Raw genomic sequence first — 15274 nt, 5'->3', positions numbered from 1 at the left:
TTGGGGCTTGATTTCTGCGGCTCCCAAGATAAATCTCAGCGCACCAGGACCGGGCCCCTCTGGCAGTTCGAATGAACTGTGATGTCGGACTGGATTGTTCAACTTCAGGTGCCTGGTGTTTGTGGGGGTCGTCAGTCGACCTTGACGGCAATCGAATGGATAGCGGTGTAGTTCCGCCGGTAATTCGTCGCCCCTCTCCACGACATGGGTGCTCCGTATTGAAAGATCGGGTACCAAATGATGGAATTCTTTACGCCGGAGGCACTGTCCGCCCTCGCGCAAGTAATCATGATCGACCTTGTCCTGGCGGGTGACAACGCAATCGTCATCGGCCTGGCCGCTGCCGGCCTGCCCAAGGACCAGCGCGCCAAGGCGATCCTGATCGGTATCATTGCCGCCACCGTGCTGCGTATCGGCTTTGCGCTTGCCACGACCCAGCTTCTGCAGATCGTCGGCCTGCTTCTTGCCGGTGGTGTCCTGCTTCTGTGGGTCTGCTGGAAGATGTGGCGCGAGCTGCGCACCCCGCACAGCCATGAGGACGATGCCGAAAATGTCGTCTCGAAGGCCGTCGAGGAAGGCGAGAACGCGTCCGTCAGCGGTGCGCCACGCAAGACCTTCGCCCAGGCTGCCTGGCAGATCGTCATCGCCGACGTTTCCATGTCGCTCGACAACGTTCTGGCCGTTGCCGGTGCCGCACACGAACATCCCGAAGTGCTGATCTTCGGCCTCATTCTTTCGATCGCCTTGATGGGTATCGCGGCAAGCTTCATCGCCCGCCTGCTCAACAAGCATCGCTGGATTGCCTATGTCGGTCTGGTCGTCATCCTCTACGTTTCGCTGGAGATGATCTACCGCGGCGTTCTGGAAGTCATGCCTTACATCAACGGCTGAGTGCACAAGACCCTGCGGCGGTTTTTCCGCCGCGGGGTCCCTCAGGCAAAGCGGGCGCGCAGTCGCGTCAGGCTGGCCTGAACGGGCTTTGAAAGCCCAATGATCGCCCGTCTCGCGGCAGGCTCAACTGTTCTTGCGATGATCATCGCGACAGCCAACAATCCCCCAATCAACAAAGCCAGAATGGCGAAGCGATTGTCCGACGTGCCGAAATTGGCAAAGGCGGCATAGCCGATATTCTGATGCAGAAGGTAAAGCGGATAGGTCAGCCCGCCGAGCGAGATCGCGAGCCCTCTCTTGATCGGCAGTGTCGGCGCGTAGATCGCGATCGTCACGGCCGCAAGCGCCAGCGGCCCCATCGCGGCCAGGCCCGCGGTATTTCTCCCGAAACCGTACAGGGAAATGAATTCCGGCTCCGTTATGAACGGTGCAGCAATGGCCCAGCCGGCTGCGAGGCTGAGCACTGCAAAGCTTGCCCGGGAGTTTTCCAGTCGCGTCCGAAACAGCGCCAATCCGAAGGCAAAATAGCCTGAATACTGGGTGATCAGCAGTTTCTGCAGCACGACGCTTTGCAGCGCTGTCTCGTTCAGCACCGAAATGGCAAGCCAGACCGTGACGATGAGACGCCAGTGCGACTTCAACAGGCCTGTCGCGAGAGCCACGAAGATCCAGCCGTAGAAGATGATTTCGTAGGCGATCGTCCAGTACGCTCCGTCGAGGAAGGGTTGGCCGAATACGCGCGACAGGATCACGAGATGGGCCAGCCATTGCTGCATCGTCGGGGCACTGAGCGCCGGGACCGGCCAGATCGACAGGACGACTGCGGTGATGGTGGCGCAGACGACGAATGTCGGCCAGAGCCTTGCAAACCGTCCAGCGGCAAAATCAAAGGCCGATCGACCTTCTGCCGACATCATGATGACGTAGCCGGAGATGGCAAAGAAGATCAGCAGGCCGATATCGAACCACTTGGCTATCGGCGCGAGCTCCGGAAAGCCGATCCCGGCGCCTTCGCCAGTGATCTGCATGCGAAAACCGTAGTGGAAGAACAGGACGAGCAGGGCCGAGACCAGCCGGAGCAGATCGAGGTTCAAGAGCCGCACAGGCTTTGCTTCCGTCATCACAGCCTCCCGGCAACCGCAACATCGCTACAGCGTATCGCGGCCGCGTTGGGAAAGCGTGAATGAGGCCGGCTGCTCTTGCCGCTTTACCGGAATGTGGGTCCCAGCCTCTATCGGGAAGTCCGTTCTCGTCTATAACCGATTGATCGCGGTTATCCGGAGCGGGGGGCTCATGACGGTTTTTCTTTGCAATGCCTGTAGCACATCCTATCCCGATCGTGCCGAACCACCCGCATCTTGCCCGATCTGCCTCGACGACCGGCAATATGTCCCGGCTTCCGGCCAGGCGTGGGTTTCCGCTGAAAAGCTTGCGCAGGGGCATGCCAATAGCTGGCTCGAACTCGAGCCTGGCCTCCTTTCCATCCGTACCGTTCCCGCGTTTGCTATCGGCCAGCGGGCGCTTCTGGTGCAGACACCGTCCGGAAACATTCTCTGGGATTGTATCGCGCTCCTCGACGACGCGACGAAGACGCTGGTCAAATCGCTGGGCGGGTTGAGCGCCATCGCGATCTCCCATCCGCACTATTACTCAACCATGCAAGATTGGGCCGAGGCCTTCGATTGCCCGATCTACATCCACGCCCAAGACAGTCAGTGGATCCAGCGTCCGTCCGATCACGTCCGGCTGTGGGATGAGGATGCGCTGGTGCTTTCCTCATCGGCCACGCTCGTTCATGCCGGCGGTCATTTTGCTGGCGGCACCGTGATGCACTGGACAGCCCCGGATGGAGCAGGCGTGCTGCTTGCCGGCGATATCGTGCAGGTGACGCCGGGGGCAGACCGGGTTTCCTTCATGTGGAGCTATCCCAACATGATGCCGCTCAGCGGAGCTGAGGTGGCGGATGTCGCGGAACGGCTGGCGGCTTGGCCGTTCGAGCGGATCTACGGAGCCTTCGCCAACCAGAATATTCGCCGGGATGGCCAGGCGATCGTCGCGCGCTCGGCTGAAGCCTATATCGCGCGGATATCGCCCGGCGCAGGTTGACGCTCGTTCATCCATTCCGCGCTGGCTCTGATACCACCCAGCGGGAAGACGTGGATCTGCTCGATCAAGCTTTGCGGGTTGCGGGCCTTGTAGTCGGCGATTTCAGTCAGGAATTCGGTCGGCTCGTAGGGCACCAGGAGTTTGGAGATGTCCATGGCCCGCTTCTGGATGACGCTGATCGACGGGCCGACACCACAGGTGAGGGCGAATTTGATCAGCGTCTGAAGCTTTGTCGGTCCCGCGACGCCGAGATGGATCGGCATGCGGACGCCGGTTGCGGCGATGCGCTCCGCCCACAGGATCACCGGCCGCGAATCGAAGGCGAACTGGGTGACGATGGCAAGCTTCGCGTCGGTGCTTTCGGAATAGATCTGCTTGAACTTCAAGGCTTCGTCGACGAGCTTGGTCGTGCCGTCGAGGTCGATATCCCTGTTGCCTTCGGGATGGCCGGCGACATGCAGGCGCTTGAAGCCGTGACGGTCAAAGATGCCGGTCTCGATCAGCTGCAGCGAACTGTTGAGAGCGCCAGCAGGACGCGACAGACCGCCGCCGAGGACGAGCGCCTGGTCCACACCTGCCTCGTTGTGATATCTGCTTACCCAGTCGTCGAGCATGGCGCGGCTCTCGATGCTGCGGGCCGGAATGTGCGGCATGACCTCGAAGCCATCTTCACGCAGCCGTTTGGCCGTCTTCACCATATCGTCGATTGGTGTGCCGTCGATATGGGCGATATAGACCCGAGTGTTTGCGGGCAGCAGCGTCGTGAAGTCGTCGATCTTGGCCGCGGTGCGCGGCATCACCTCGATCGAGTATCCCTCGACCAGGGACTTGAGCGAGGCGGGCTCCGGCGCTTTGTCCTGCTGCCTGCCTCTGAACAAGTTCAACAATGCCATGCCGCTACTCCCACCCTGCCACAATGACGCTCGCCGCTTTCCGGCGAGCTGACAGAGGTTTCTTCTTGCATGACTTCTGATGCGAGAGATTTCTCTCTGCGTCAACTTCAAGCTCAATTCCGTGATAATGCCGACAGCTGCCGGCATTATCAGTGCATCTTAGGCGTTCAAGCGGCCGAGGCAGCCTTCTTCTTAGCAATACGAGCGCGGATCGATTCGACATCGGCGCGCGGCGTCGCCTTGAACAGGGTCTGGGTGTATTCGTGCTTCGGCGCGGAGAACACCTCTTCGCGCGTTCCGTATTCGACCGCCTCGCCGAAATACATCACCATCACCTCGTCGGCGATGTAGCGCACGACGGAAAGGTCGTGGCTGATGAAGACGTAGGTCAGGTTGAACTCGTCCTGCAGGTCGGCAAGCAGGTTCAGAACCTGTGCCTGAACCGAAAGATCGAGCGCCGAGACGGGTTCGTCGAGCACGAGAAGCTTCGGGTTCATCATCAGCGCACGGGCGATCGCGATGCGCTGGCGCTGGCCGCCGGAGAACATGTGCGGATAGCGGTTGTAATGTTCCGGACCGAGGCCGACCTTGATCAGCATCTCGGTTGCGCGGTCACGCCGCTCGGATGCCGGCATCGACGTGTTGATCGCCAGCGGTTCGCCCAGAACGTCGCCGATCTTCTGGCGCGGGTTGAGCGAACCATAGGGGTTCTGGAACACGATCTGCACCTTCTGGCGCATTTCTGATGTCAGGTGGCCCGGACGCGTATCCATTTTCTGGCCGTCGATGATCAGTTCGCCGGCCGTCGGTTCGTCGATGAAGGTGATCATGCGGGCAAGCGTGGACTTGCCGCAGCCGCTTTCGCCGACGATTGCCAGCGTCTTGCCGCGTTCCAGCTTGAAGGAGACGCCCTTGACCGCATGGACGGTCTTTTTCGGCTTCATGAAGCCAGCCGGCAGTTCGTAGTCGCGCTTGATGTCGCGCACTTCCAGCATGATGTCGGTGTTGGTCATATCGGTCATGCATTCACTCCCGAAACCTGGTCCGGATTGCCGTCGAAGAAGGCGGAGACGGTGGTCAGTCGGTCACCCGTCGCGTTTTCCGGCAGGGCTGCGAGAAGCGCCTTGGTATAGTTGCTCTGCGGGTTTTCAAACAGCGAAAGCACATCGGCTTCCTCCATCTTGCGGCCCTTGTACTGCACCACGACCCGGTCGGCGGTTTCGGCAACCACACCCATGTCATGGGTGATCATGATCAGGCCCATGCCGGTGCGGGTCTGCAGGTCCATGATCAGGTCGAGGATCTGCTTCTGGATGGTGACGTCGAGTGCTGTCGTCGGTTCGTCGGCGATCAACAGCTTCGGGTCGCAGGCGATCGCGATGGCGATCATCACGCGCTGGCACTGGCCGCCCGACATCTGGTGCGGAAAGCTGTTCAGCCGTTCCGCGGGGTCCGGCAAGCCGACCAGCTTGAACAGTTCGATGGCGCGGGCGCGGCGGGCTTGTCTGTCGAGGCCGAGGTGGATGCGCAGCACTTCCTCGATCTGGAAGCCGACCGTGAAGCAAGGGTTGAGGCTTGCCACCGGCTCCTGGAAGATCATCGCGATATCCTTGCCGATCAGCTTGCGACGATCGGCAGGGCTCAGTTTCTGGAAGTCCTTGCCTTCAAACAGCATGCGGTCGGCGGTGATCTTCGCCGTCCACGGCAGAAGCCCCATGACGGCCAGCATCGAAACGGACTTGCCGGAGCCGCTTTCGCCGACGATGGCGAGCACTTCGCCCTTTTCGACCGTGATCGAGACGCCGTCGACGGCCCGGAACCAGCCGGTCGCGGTTTCGAACTCAACGGTGAGATTGTCGATTTGCAGAAGCGCCATGATCAGGACCTCTTCAGTTTCGGGTCAAGCGCATCGCGCAGGCCGTCGCCCATCAGGTTGATGGCAAGAACGGTGATGAGAATTGCAAGGCCGGGGAAGGTGACGACCCACCAGGCGCGCAGGATGAACTCGCGTGCTTCGGCCAGCATCGTGCCCCATTCGGGCGCCGGCGGCTGTGCGCCCATGCCGAGGAAGCCCAGCGCCGCTGCATCGAGGATCGCGTTCGAGAAGGACAAAGTCGCCTGGACGATGAGCGGTCCGGTGCAGTTCGGCAGGATGGTGCGGAACATCAAACGGATCGGACCGGCGCCGGCGATGCGGGCAGCGGTGACGTAATCCTTCGTCTTCTCTTCCATGACGGCGGCGCGGGTCAGTCGCACGAAATGCGGCTGCAGGGTGAGCGCGATGGCGATCATGCCGTTGGTGAGGCTGGGCCCCAGGATTGCGACCAGAACCAGCGCCAGAAGCAGCGACGGAAACGCCAGGATGATGTCCATTAGGCGCATGATCACCGTATCGATCCAGCCGCGATAGTAGCCCGCGATCAGGCCGACGAGAATGCCGCCGAGCAGCGACAGCGTCGTCACGAACAAGCCGATGAACAGCGAATACTGTGCGCCGTAGATCAGGCGCGAAAGAATGTCGCGACCGACAGGGTCTGTTCCGAGAAGAAAGCTCCAGCTGCCGCCTTCGGCCCATACCGGCGGCCGCAGCACGGCGTCACGATACTGTTCGAACGGTGAATGCGGGGCAATCACCGGAGCGAGGACGGCTACGACGACGAGAGCGATGAAAACGAACAGGCCGATGACGGCACCGCGGTTTTCGGAAAAGTAGAACCAGAACTCCTTGAGCATCTGGCGGCGCATCTGCCCGGTCGTGACGATCTCTGGCGTCTTGGCGGTTATTGCATCTGCCATGGGATTTTTCTCCTTCTTATCTCGGCGGATCAGTGGCGGATACGGGGATTGATGAGGCCGTACATGAGGTCGACGATGAGGTTGACCGTCATGATGATCGCCGCGATCAGAAGCAGGCCACCCTGGATGACCGGGTAGTCGCGACGGAAGACGCTATCGACCATCCACTTGCCGATGCCCGGCCAGGAGAAGATCGTCTCGGTCAGGATCGCGCCCGCAAGCATGACGCCGATCTGCAGGCCGATGGTGGTGATGACCGGGATCATCGCGTTGCGCAGCGCATGCACGCCGACGACGCGGAACGGCGACAGGCCCTTGGCGCGGGCGGTACGCACGTAGTCTTCGGACAGCACTTCCAGCATGGCCGAGCGGGTCTGGCGGGCGATGACGGCAAGCGGGATGGTGGCAAGCACGATCGACGGCAGCGCCAGATGGCTGATGGCCGAGGAGAAGGCACCCTTTTGCCCGGACAGCAGCGAGTCGATCAGCATGAAGCCGGTGACCTGCGGGAAGTAGAACATAAGCGAGATGCGACCCGAAACCGGGAACCACTGCAACGTGCCGGAAAACAGAATGATCAGAAGCAGGCCCCACCAGAAGATCGGCATCGAATAGCCGACCAGCGCGATGCCCATCAGGCCCTGGTCAAAGATCGAACCCCGCTTCATGGCGGCGATGACGCCGGCGGGAATGCCGAGCGCAACGGCGATGATCATTGCGCAGATGGACAGCTCGACGGTCGCTGGAAACAGCGCCCAGAACTGGTCGAGGATCGGCTTCTTGGAGACGATCGAGGAGCCGAAGTCACCCGTCAGCACGCCGCCGAGATAATCGAAATACTGGATGACCATCGGGCGGTCCATGCCAAGCTGGGCGCTGATCTGCGCATGCCGCTCGGGCGACATGACGCGCTCACCGGACAAGAGCATGACCGGATCGCCCGGCAGGAGCCGGATGAAGGAAAAGGCGATGATCGAGACCCCGAGGAAGGTCGGGATCAGCACGGCGAGGCGCCGCAGTAGCAAACCAAACATTGTAAGCCTTTGTGGAAGGGGCTCCGGTCGATTTCAGACCGTGTCAAGCCACGAACCGAGCCATTTCGGCGTCGCGCCGCATTTTTGGGCGTCTCATAAGAAAATGCCGCGGGAAACGCAACGCTCCCCGCGGCAAAAAGTTGTGATTAGGCTGGATTACTCAGCGATATCGACGGTCTCGAACGTAAAGTCGCCAAGCGGGCTCTGGGTAAAGCCGGTCACACCCTTTGCCATCGGGACGATAGCAAGCGAGTGATCGAGGGTTGCCCAAGGTGCTTCCTTCTTGAAGACGACCTGCGCCTGCTCATAGAGCTTGGTGCGCTCCGCCATGTCGGACGTGACCTTGGCCTTCTTCACCAGTTCGTCGAACTCCTTGTTGCACCACTGAGCGCGGTTGTTGCCGCCGACGGCGTCACAACCCAGCAGGGTATCGAGGAAGTTGTCCGGATCACCGTTGTCGCCGGTCCAGCCGAGCATGGCAGCACCGTCGCGGTCCTTTGCCTTCGAACGCTGCAGGTATTCTGCCCATTCGTAGGAAACGATCTCGACCTTGACGCCGATCTTGGCGAAATCGTCCTGGATGATTTCAGCGGCGCGGCGCGCGTTCAGCATGTAGGGACGCGAAACCGGCATCGCCCAGACCTTCATGGAGAGGTCCTTGACGCCAGCATCGGCCAGCATCTTCTTGGCGGCTTCGAGATCGTATGTGTCGTCCTTGACGGAGTTGTTGTAGGACCACATTGTCGGCGGGATCGGGTTGGTCGCAGGCGTTGCCATGCCCTGGAAGACGGCGTCGACGATCGCGTTCTTGTTGATCGCCTTGTTGAGCGCGATGCGCACTTCCGGCTTGTCGAACGGAGCCTGGGTCGTGTTGTAGGCGAGGTAGGCGATGTTGAGGCCTTCCTGCTCCAGAACCTGGAGGTTCGGGTCCGACTTCATCGACTGGACGTCAGCGGCGTTCGGGAAAGGCATCAGGTGGCATTCGCCGGCCTTGAGCTTCTGGTAACGAACGGCAGCGTCGCTGGTGATCGCGAAGACGAGGTCGTCGATCTTCGGAGCGGTGCCCCAGTAATCGGCGTTCTTCTTGAAGCGGATGATGGCATCCTGCTGGTAGGCGACGAAGGTGAACGGGCCGGTGCCGACCGGGTTCTGGTTCAGCTGTTCCTTCTTGCCGTCCTTGTCGAGGCTGTCTGCGTATTCCTTCGACAGGATCGAAGCGAAAGGCATGGCCAGGTTGGCGAGGAAAGGTGCTTCCGGACGGTTCAGCGTCATCTTCACGGTCAGGTCATCGACCTTTTCGATCGACTTGATAAGCTTCGGGAAGCCCATGCCGTCGGCATATTCCCAGGAAGCGCCGTTGATGTACTTGTTCCAGGCGTTCTTCTCGTCGATCTGACGACCAATGGAGAAGATCACGTCATCGGCATTCAGCGCGCGCGTCGGGGTGAAGAATTCCGTGGTCTGGAACTTCACGTTCGGGCGCAGCTTGAATGTGTAGACGGTGCCGTCGGACGAAATGTCCCAGCTCTCGGCAAGACCGGCTTCCGGCTGCGTCGTGCCAGGCTTGAATTCGAGCAGGCGGTTGTAGATCGGGTGGGCCGAAGCGTCGAACGTCGTGCCGGCGGTGTACATGCCGGGGTCGAAGCCTTCTGGCGAGCCTTCGGAGCAATACACGAAGGTCTTGGCGTTCGCAGCGCCTGCGAAAATTGTTGCCGACAGCAGGGCTGTGGCAAGGGCGAGCTTGTATTTCATATCGGTCTCCCAATGACCTTGAGCCGGCTAACTGCCAGGCTAGGCCGTGTTTTGAATTTGATGATACGCTTACGTGCGCGTCAATCCTGCTTGTGTGTCTCACCTCCTGGTCGCAAATCTTTTGTTTGCTGACCGTATTCTTCAGTCTTCGACGGATCTCCGATACCTTTTCGGCACTCAACCCACGTTTTCTCGAATTGACGACGGATTTCCAAGTATTCGGCTTTCATGAGCATGAACTCACGGCGTCGGCCTTATTTACGCAAAATTGTTATCGTCTTCTGCGGTATCCTTGGTCTTCCTGTAACGTCGGGCGCGAGCATAGCGATTATGATGCACTTGTCGAGATACCAAGTTTCACGCGTTGCGTTGCCGAGCGCGGCGTGTTGATTTTTTCAGCCGCGCTTATTTTTTAAGCTGCCGGTCCATTGTCATTGGGCGGGAAACGGTTAGGGTTTGGCGCCTTCAGGACCGAATGCTTGATCGAGGCGCATATTATGACGACCGTAAATTCCAATCTTCCCCACATCTTAACTCTTATCGACCGCAAGACCGAGGTTTTCCGGGAGCTGTCCGACCGCGTCTGGGAGACGCCGGAAACCTGCTACATGGAAACCCTGTCCGCGGCAGCGCATCGGGAAATGCTGGAAACTCAAGGGTTCCGGATCAGCGATAACGTGGCCGGCATTCCGACCGCGCTGATCGGCGAGGCTGGGGAAGGTGGACCGGTGATTGCCTTTCTCGGGGAGTTCGACGCTCTTGCCGGGTTGAGCCAGAAGGCGGGCGAAACCGCTTACGATCCGATCACTGCCGGCGCAAACGGCCATGGCTGCGGCCATAATCTTCTCGGTTCCGCCTCGCTTCTTGCCGCAACGGCTCTCAAGGATTGGCTCGAAGCCAACGGAACGCCGGGACGCGTGCGCTATTACGGCTGCCCGGCGGAAGAGGGCGGGGCTGCCAAAGCATTCATGGTGCAGTCCGGCGCGTTTGAAGATGTCGATATCGCCATCAGCTGGCACCCCAGCAATTTCGCAGGCGTCCAGCGCGAGACATCGCTTGCCAACTGCCGTGTCGATTTTACCTTTACCGGGCGTGCGGCGCATGCCGCGGCGGTTCCGGAACTTGGCCGCAGTGCGCTCGATGCCGTCGAGTTGATGAGTGTCGGCGTCAACTATATGCGCGAGCACATGCCATCCGATTGCCGGATCCACTACGCGGTTCTCGACAGCGGCGGCATTTCGCCAAACGTCGTCCAGGCGCATGCCAAGGTTCGCTACGTCATTCGCGCACCCGAATTGCCGGGCCTGCTGCCTCTGATCGAGCGGGTCAAGAAGGTCGCGGAAGGTGCGGCGCTGATGACCGAAACGAAGGTGGAAAGCACGATCCTTGCCGGCGTTTCCAACCTCGTCGTCAACACACCGCTGATGGACGCGATGCAGGATGTCTGGGAAAGCCTCGGCCCGCCGCCTTTTGATGCCGCCGACCAGGAATTTGCGGCCAAGATCCGTGCGACGCTGACGCCCGAGGATATCGCGGCGAGCTGGCGCCAGGAGCGGCTTGACGAACGCGATGTTCCGCTGGCGGATTTCGTGCTTCCGGCGCATGGCGAGCTTCGTCAGATGGGCGGCTCGACCGATGTCGGCGATGTCAGCTGGGTGGTGCCGACCGTGCAGGCCTATGGCGCAACGCTTGCCATTGGAACTCAGCTTCATACATGGCAGGTCGTCGCGCAAGGCAAGAGCGAGCTTGCTCACAAGGGCATGGTGTCCGTTGCCAAGGCGATGGCCGCCACGGGTCTTGCGGCGCTGGAAAGCGAGCAGCTGCGCGAGGCCGCCTGGGCGGATCTGAGGAAGCGGCTGAAGGGCCAGGCCTATATCAGCCCGATGCCTGCCGGTACCGAGCCGCCGGTCGCCGCAATGACGGTGAAGTGAACATGTAAGCCGTCGTGTCAACTATTTCGAACGGAGAAGTTCTTGGACAGTGTTTTGCGCTGTCCAAGATCGGCGTTTCGCCGTAAGAATGACGCCAAAATCAGTCAGGTGCAGAGGAGGCCCTTCGTGACGGTACAGCCCAATTCCATGGAAGCCCGCGACAAGGCTTATCACATGCACTCCTACACGAACGCCCGCGCTCTGGAGCGCGACGGTGCGCTGGTGATGGAACGCGGCGAAGGCATCTACGTCTACGACAACAACGGCAAGAAATATATCGAAGGCATGTCCGGCCTCTGGAGCGTCGCTGTCGGCTTTGGTGAAAACCGGCTGGTCGAGGCCGCCACGCGGCAGATGAGCAAGCTGCCCTATTACCATACGTTCACATCGCGGGCGAACGGCCCGTCGATCGAGCTTGCCGAAAAGCTGGTGCAGATGGCGCCGGTGCCGATGTCGAAGGCGTTTTTCACGAATTCGGGCTCGGAAGCCAACGATACGGCCATCAAGATGATCTGGTACCGGTCGAACGCCATGGGCAAGCCGGAGAAGAAAAAGATCATCTCCCGGATCAAGGGCTATCACGGCGTGACCGCCGTTTCAGCGAGCCTGACCGGTCTGCCGAACAACCACCGGTCGTTCGATCTGCCGCTGCCCGGCATCTTCCACACATCCTGCCCGCATTACCGCGCCTTCAAGCTCGAGGGCGAGAGCGAGGCTGCCTTCGTCGAACGGTGTGCCAAGGAACTCGAGGACCTGATCCTGCGCGAAGGCCCCGAAACCGTCGCAGCCTTTATCGGCGAGCCGGTGATGGGTGCTGGCGGCGTGATCGTGCCGCCTGCCGGTTATTGGCCGGCCATCCAGGCCATCCTCAAGAAATACGACATCCTGTTCATCGCCGACGAAGTGATTTGCGGCTTTGGCCGCACCGGCAACATGTTCGGGACGCAGACCTTCGATCTGCAGCCGGATTTCATGACGCTGTCGAAGCAGATCTCCTCGTCCTACCAGCCGATCTCGGCGCTTCTCGTCAACGAGAACGTCTACGCCCCGATCGCGGACGAATCCGCGAAGATCGGCACGTTCGGACACGGCGTCACCGCCGCCGGCCACCCGGTTGCGGCGGCCGTTGCGCTTGAGAATATCGCGATCATCGAAGAGCGCGATCTGGTCGGAAACGTCCGGGCGCTTGCGCCAAAATTCCAGTCGCGCCTGAAGGAACTCGAAGGTCATCCGCTGGCGATCGAAGCGCGTGGCATCGGTCTCATCGGTGCACTCGAACTTGCTCCGCGCGAAGGGTTTGCCACCGGTCAGCTCGGCCCGAAACTGTTTTCGATCATGGTCGAGAAGGGGCTGATCAGCCGTGCGATCGGCGACTCGCTGGCGCTTTGCCCACCTCTCATCATCAATGAGTCACAGCTGGACGTGCTGTTCGACACATTCGAAGCGTCGCTCGACGTGCTGAAAAAGCAGCTCGACGCCTGATGTCATCAGGAGCCGGGCTAACCTTTGTCCGGCTCCGATTGCCCAAAGCGATGGGGCGCATATATTCGCCTCATGCTTGACCTCTTCCATACCTACTGGCCGCACATCCTGTTCGTCTTTTCGCTCGTTGCCGGCACGGCAGCCGCTATCCATGCGGCCATGACGAAGGAAGAGGTGCGCTCGGCGATTGGCTGGGTCGGCATCATCGTCCTGTCGCCCATCATCGGCGCGTCGCTCTATATGCTTGCCGGCGTCAATCGCATCCGCCGAACGGTCATCAGTGATCGCCGTGCCCTGCTGCAGGGCCGCGAGTGGGCGCATTTTGCCTCCTACGACGCGACAGATGCACTGATCATCAAGGATTTTGGTCACCGGTTCCGCGCGATGAAGACGCTGGGAGACCGGGTTACTTCCCATCACCTCACATCCGGAAATTCCATTCTTTCGCTGGATACCGGCGACGCCGCCTATGCCGCCATGCTGGGTGCGATCCGCAAGGCGAAGAAGAGCGTCATTCTGGAAACCTACATCTTCGATCGGGACAGGATCGGACGCCAGTTTGTCGAGGCCCTGATTGCTGCGGTAAAGCGGGGTGTGGAAGTGCGTGTGCTGATCGATGCGGTCGGCGCCCGCTACTCGGTTCCAAGCGTACTCGGCATGCTGCGCGATGGCGGCGTCGGGGTCAGCGTCTTCAACGGCAACGTCATCGTCGGCTTGCGGCTGCCTTACGCAAACCTTCGAACCCACCGCAAGATCCTGGTCGTGGATGGCCGCGTCGCGTTTACCGGCGGCATCAACATCCGCGAAAGTTTCTCGAGCGAATTCAATGGCGATGGGTTTTCGCTCGATACGCATTTCAAGGTTACCGGGCCATTGGTGGCCGACCTTTTTGCCGTTGCCGCAGCCGACTGGCAGTTCACCACGGGCGAGACATTGGAAGATGATGCGTGGGAGCTTGTCGCGCCCGCGGCGGAACCCGGCAAGGCGGTCATTGCCCGGGTCGTTTCGACCGGACCGGACCGTAGCGTCGAGACCAACCACAAGATGCTGATGGGCGCATTTTCCGTCGCCCGGTCATCGATCCGCATCGTGTCGCCCTATTTTCTGCCGGACCGGGAGCTGATTACCGCGCTGGTTACGGCGGCAAGGCGCGGTGTGCGGGTTGATATCGTCGTGCCCGGCGCGAACAACCTGACGCTTGTCGATCGGGCGATGACGGCGCAGTTCGACCAGATGCTGAAGAACTACTGCCGTATCTGGCGGGCAAGCGGCGCCTTCAATCATTCCAAGCTTCTGTCCGTCGACAGCCGCTGGTCCTATGTGGGGTCTTCCAATCTCGATCCGCGTTCGCTGCGGCTGAATTTCGAGGTGGATCTGGAAGTGCTGGACGAGGCTTTTGCGCGAACTTTGGAACGAAGGATAGACTTGATGATTTCCTCTTCGACCGAGGTGACGCTTCACAGCCTGAGATCACGGCCGTTTCCCGTTCGCCTGATCGAGAAAGTTCTTTGGTTGGGATCGCCCTATCTTTAAACCGGCAAGACCGAAGCGCGATATCATGCATCAGAAACGTCCCAACCTTCCGGCCAGCATCCTGGCATCGATCAAGGCCCGCAAGAACCGCGGCGAAGGCGTTCATTCCGTGCATGACAGAGACAGCGGCATGCTGATCGCCTCCTACAACGTGCATAAATGCGTCGGCATCGACCGCAAGTTCGATCCGGCCCGTATCGCTCACGTGATCCGCGAAATCGGCGCGGATGTGATTGCTCTGCAGGAGGCGGACAGCCGGTTTGGCGAACGTCGCGGCCTGCTCGATCTCGGCTGGATGGAGCGTGAAACGGGGCTGCTTCCGGTGCCGATCTCCGGCGTCGCCAAGGCGCATGGCTGGCACGGCAATGTGATTTTTTTCCGCGAAGGTCTCGTCCGCGACGTGCATCAGGTCAAACTGCCGGGGCTGGAGCCGCGCGGGGCGCTGATCACCGAACTCGAGATGAAGGATGGCAGCACACTTCGCGTGATTGCGGCACATCTTGGTCTTCTTAACCGGTCGCGTCAGCAGCAGGCGCGCATGCTGCTCGAGATCATCGGCTCCCGCGACGAGCATCCGACAGTGCTGATGGGCGATCTCAACGAGTGGCGGCTGGGTGACCGCTCGGCGCTCAACACACTCGCTACCGTATTCGGCCTGCCGCCGGCGGTTCCAAGCTTTCCGTCGCGCCTGCCGGTGCTGGCACTCGATCGCATCATGGCGAACCGGCCGGGCCTGATCGAGAGGGTCGTGACCCATGACACGCCGCTTGCGCGTCTCGCGTCCGACCATCTTCCGATCAAGACGGTGGTGAAACTCGGTTCAACGGCTGAAGGATAGCGGCACTTGTCGGTCCTC

Annotated in this window: 13 protein-coding genes; 6 read left to right on the top strand and 7 right to left on the bottom strand. The window is 60.5% G+C overall.

The genetic code is table 11. From position 1 onward, the window contains the following. The first annotated feature begins 237 nt into the window (after nt 1-237). The gene (locus ACQY1P_RS21470) at nt 238-891 is read left to right on the top strand and encodes a TerC family protein (protein ID WP_062462125.1); all 654 of its coding nucleotides are present in this window, start codon (nt 238-240) and stop codon (nt 889-891) included. Nucleotides 892-932: 41 nt separating this feature from the next. Here the strand turns inward: ACQY1P_RS21470 and ACQY1P_RS21465 are convergent, their stop codons facing one another. Next, nucleotides 933-2012, bottom strand: coding sequence for an acyltransferase family protein (locus tag ACQY1P_RS21465; RefSeq protein ID WP_430255387.1), 1080 nt, complete (start codon nt 2010-2012; stop codon nt 933-935). 172 nt (nt 2013-2184) lie between these two features. Between ACQY1P_RS21465 and ACQY1P_RS21460 the strand changes: the two genes are divergently transcribed. After that, complete coding sequence (locus ACQY1P_RS21460) at nt 2185-2997, top strand: MBL fold metallo-hydrolase (RefSeq protein ID WP_430255385.1); 813 nt, start codon at nt 2185-2187, stop codon at nt 2995-2997. Here the strand turns inward: ACQY1P_RS21460 and ACQY1P_RS21455 are convergent. From ACQY1P_RS21455 to ACQY1P_RS21430, 6 genes are all read right to left on the bottom strand, one after another. Beyond that, on the bottom strand, nt 2964-3890 hold the full coding sequence (locus ACQY1P_RS21455; RefSeq protein WP_430255383.1) for a methylenetetrahydrofolate reductase: 927 nt from the start codon (nt 3888-3890) through the stop codon (nt 2964-2966). The two genes, ACQY1P_RS21460 and ACQY1P_RS21455, sit on opposite strands and share 34 nt — an antisense overlap. A gap of 167 nt (nt 3891-4057) precedes the next feature. Next, nucleotides 4058-4903 (bottom strand): dipeptide ABC transporter ATP-binding protein, encoded by an 846-nt coding sequence (locus ACQY1P_RS21450; protein WP_062462611.1) that lies wholly within the window; start codon nt 4901-4903, stop codon nt 4058-4060. Nucleotides 4904-4908: 5 nt separating this feature from the next. Next, the gene (locus tag ACQY1P_RS21445; protein ID WP_113111671.1) at nt 4909-5766 is read right to left on the bottom strand and encodes an ABC transporter ATP-binding protein; all 858 of its coding nucleotides are present in this window, start codon (nt 5764-5766) and stop codon (nt 4909-4911) included. A gap of 2 nt (nt 5767-5768) precedes the next feature. After that, nucleotides 5769-6686, bottom strand: a complete 918-nt coding sequence (locus ACQY1P_RS21440; protein WP_062462138.1) for an ABC transporter permease subunit — start codon at nt 6684-6686, stop codon at nt 5769-5771. A 29-nt stretch (nt 6687-6715) separates the two neighbouring features. Continuing rightward, the gene (locus ACQY1P_RS21435; RefSeq protein WP_062462141.1) at nt 6716-7720 is read right to left on the bottom strand and encodes an ABC transporter permease subunit; all 1005 of its coding nucleotides are present in this window, start codon (nt 7718-7720) and stop codon (nt 6716-6718) included. A gap of 156 nt (nt 7721-7876) precedes the next feature. Then, nucleotides 7877-9472, bottom strand: coding sequence for an ABC transporter substrate-binding protein (locus ACQY1P_RS21430; RefSeq protein WP_062581538.1), 1596 nt, complete (start codon nt 9470-9472; stop codon nt 7877-7879). 497 nt (nt 9473-9969) lie between these two features. On the opposite strand from ACQY1P_RS21430, the gene ACQY1P_RS21425 reads away from it, so the two are divergent. The 4 genes from ACQY1P_RS21425 (at nt 9970) to ACQY1P_RS21410 (ending at nt 15256) form a co-directional block, all read left to right on the top strand. Then, nucleotides 9970-11403 (top strand): M20 family metallopeptidase, encoded by a 1434-nt coding sequence (locus ACQY1P_RS21425; RefSeq protein WP_430255381.1) that lies wholly within the window; start codon nt 9970-9972, stop codon nt 11401-11403. Nucleotides 11404-11529: 126 nt separating this feature from the next. Continuing rightward, a complete protein-coding gene (locus tag ACQY1P_RS21420) occupies nt 11530-12885 on the top strand; it encodes an aminotransferase (protein WP_192077890.1) in 1356 nt (451 codons plus the stop codon). A gap of 72 nt (nt 12886-12957) precedes the next feature. Next, the gene (locus tag ACQY1P_RS21415; protein ID WP_430255379.1) at nt 12958-14418 is read left to right on the top strand and encodes a phospholipase D-like domain-containing protein; all 1461 of its coding nucleotides are present in this window, start codon (nt 12958-12960) and stop codon (nt 14416-14418) included. Between the two features lie 25 nt (nt 14419-14443). Further along, complete coding sequence (locus tag ACQY1P_RS21410; protein WP_062462152.1) at nt 14444-15256, top strand: endonuclease/exonuclease/phosphatase family protein; 813 nt, start codon at nt 14444-14446, stop codon at nt 15254-15256. The last annotated feature ends 18 nt before the right edge of the window (nt 15257-15274 follow it).

Origin of the sequence: Neorhizobium sp. DAR64872/K0K18 (genome assembly GCF_050500175.1) — a bacterium.
In the GTDB taxonomy this organism is placed as follows: domain Bacteria; phylum Pseudomonadota; class Alphaproteobacteria; order Rhizobiales; family Rhizobiaceae; genus Neorhizobium; species Neorhizobium soli.
This window is presented reverse-complemented; position numbering and strand designations above follow the sequence as displayed.

Bases quoted from the DNA above. Each gene is read 5' to 3' on its own strand.
- ACQY1P_RS21440 (WP_062462138.1), bottom strand. From the start codon at position 6,686: ATGGCAGATGCAATAACCGCCAAGACGCCAGAGATCGTCACGACCGGG.
- ACQY1P_RS21425 (WP_430255381.1), top strand. From the start codon at position 9,970: ATGACGACCGTAAATTCCAATCTTCCCCACATCTTAACTCTTATCGAC.
- ACQY1P_RS21465 (WP_430255387.1), bottom strand. From the start codon at position 2,012: ATGACGGAAGCAAAGCCTGTGCGGCTCTTGAACCTCGATCTGCTCCGG.
- ACQY1P_RS21445 (WP_113111671.1), bottom strand. From the start codon at position 5,766: ATGGCGCTTCTGCAAATCGACAATCTCACCGTTGAGTTCGAAACCGCG.
- ACQY1P_RS21450 (WP_062462611.1), bottom strand. From the start codon at position 4,903: ATGACCAACACCGACATCATGCTGGAAGTGCGCGACATCAAGCGCGAC.
- ACQY1P_RS21460 (WP_430255385.1), top strand. From the start codon at position 2,185: ATGACGGTTTTTCTTTGCAATGCCTGTAGCACATCCTATCCCGATCGT.
- ACQY1P_RS21430 (WP_062581538.1), bottom strand. From the start codon at position 9,472: ATGAAATACAAGCTCGCCCTTGCCACAGCCCTGCTGTCGGCAACAATT.
- ACQY1P_RS21470 (WP_062462125.1), top strand. From the start codon at position 238: ATGATGGAATTCTTTACGCCGGAGGCACTGTCCGCCCTCGCGCAAGTA.
- ACQY1P_RS21415 (WP_430255379.1), top strand. From the start codon at position 12,958: ATGCTTGACCTCTTCCATACCTACTGGCCGCACATCCTGTTCGTCTTT.
- ACQY1P_RS21435 (WP_062462141.1), bottom strand. From the start codon at position 7,720: ATGTTTGGTTTGCTACTGCGGCGCCTCGCCGTGCTGATCCCGACCTTC.
- ACQY1P_RS21455 (WP_430255383.1), bottom strand. From the start codon at position 3,890: ATGGCATTGTTGAACTTGTTCAGAGGCAGGCAGCAGGACAAAGCGCCG.
- ACQY1P_RS21410 (WP_062462152.1), top strand. From the start codon at position 14,444: ATGCATCAGAAACGTCCCAACCTTCCGGCCAGCATCCTGGCATCGATC.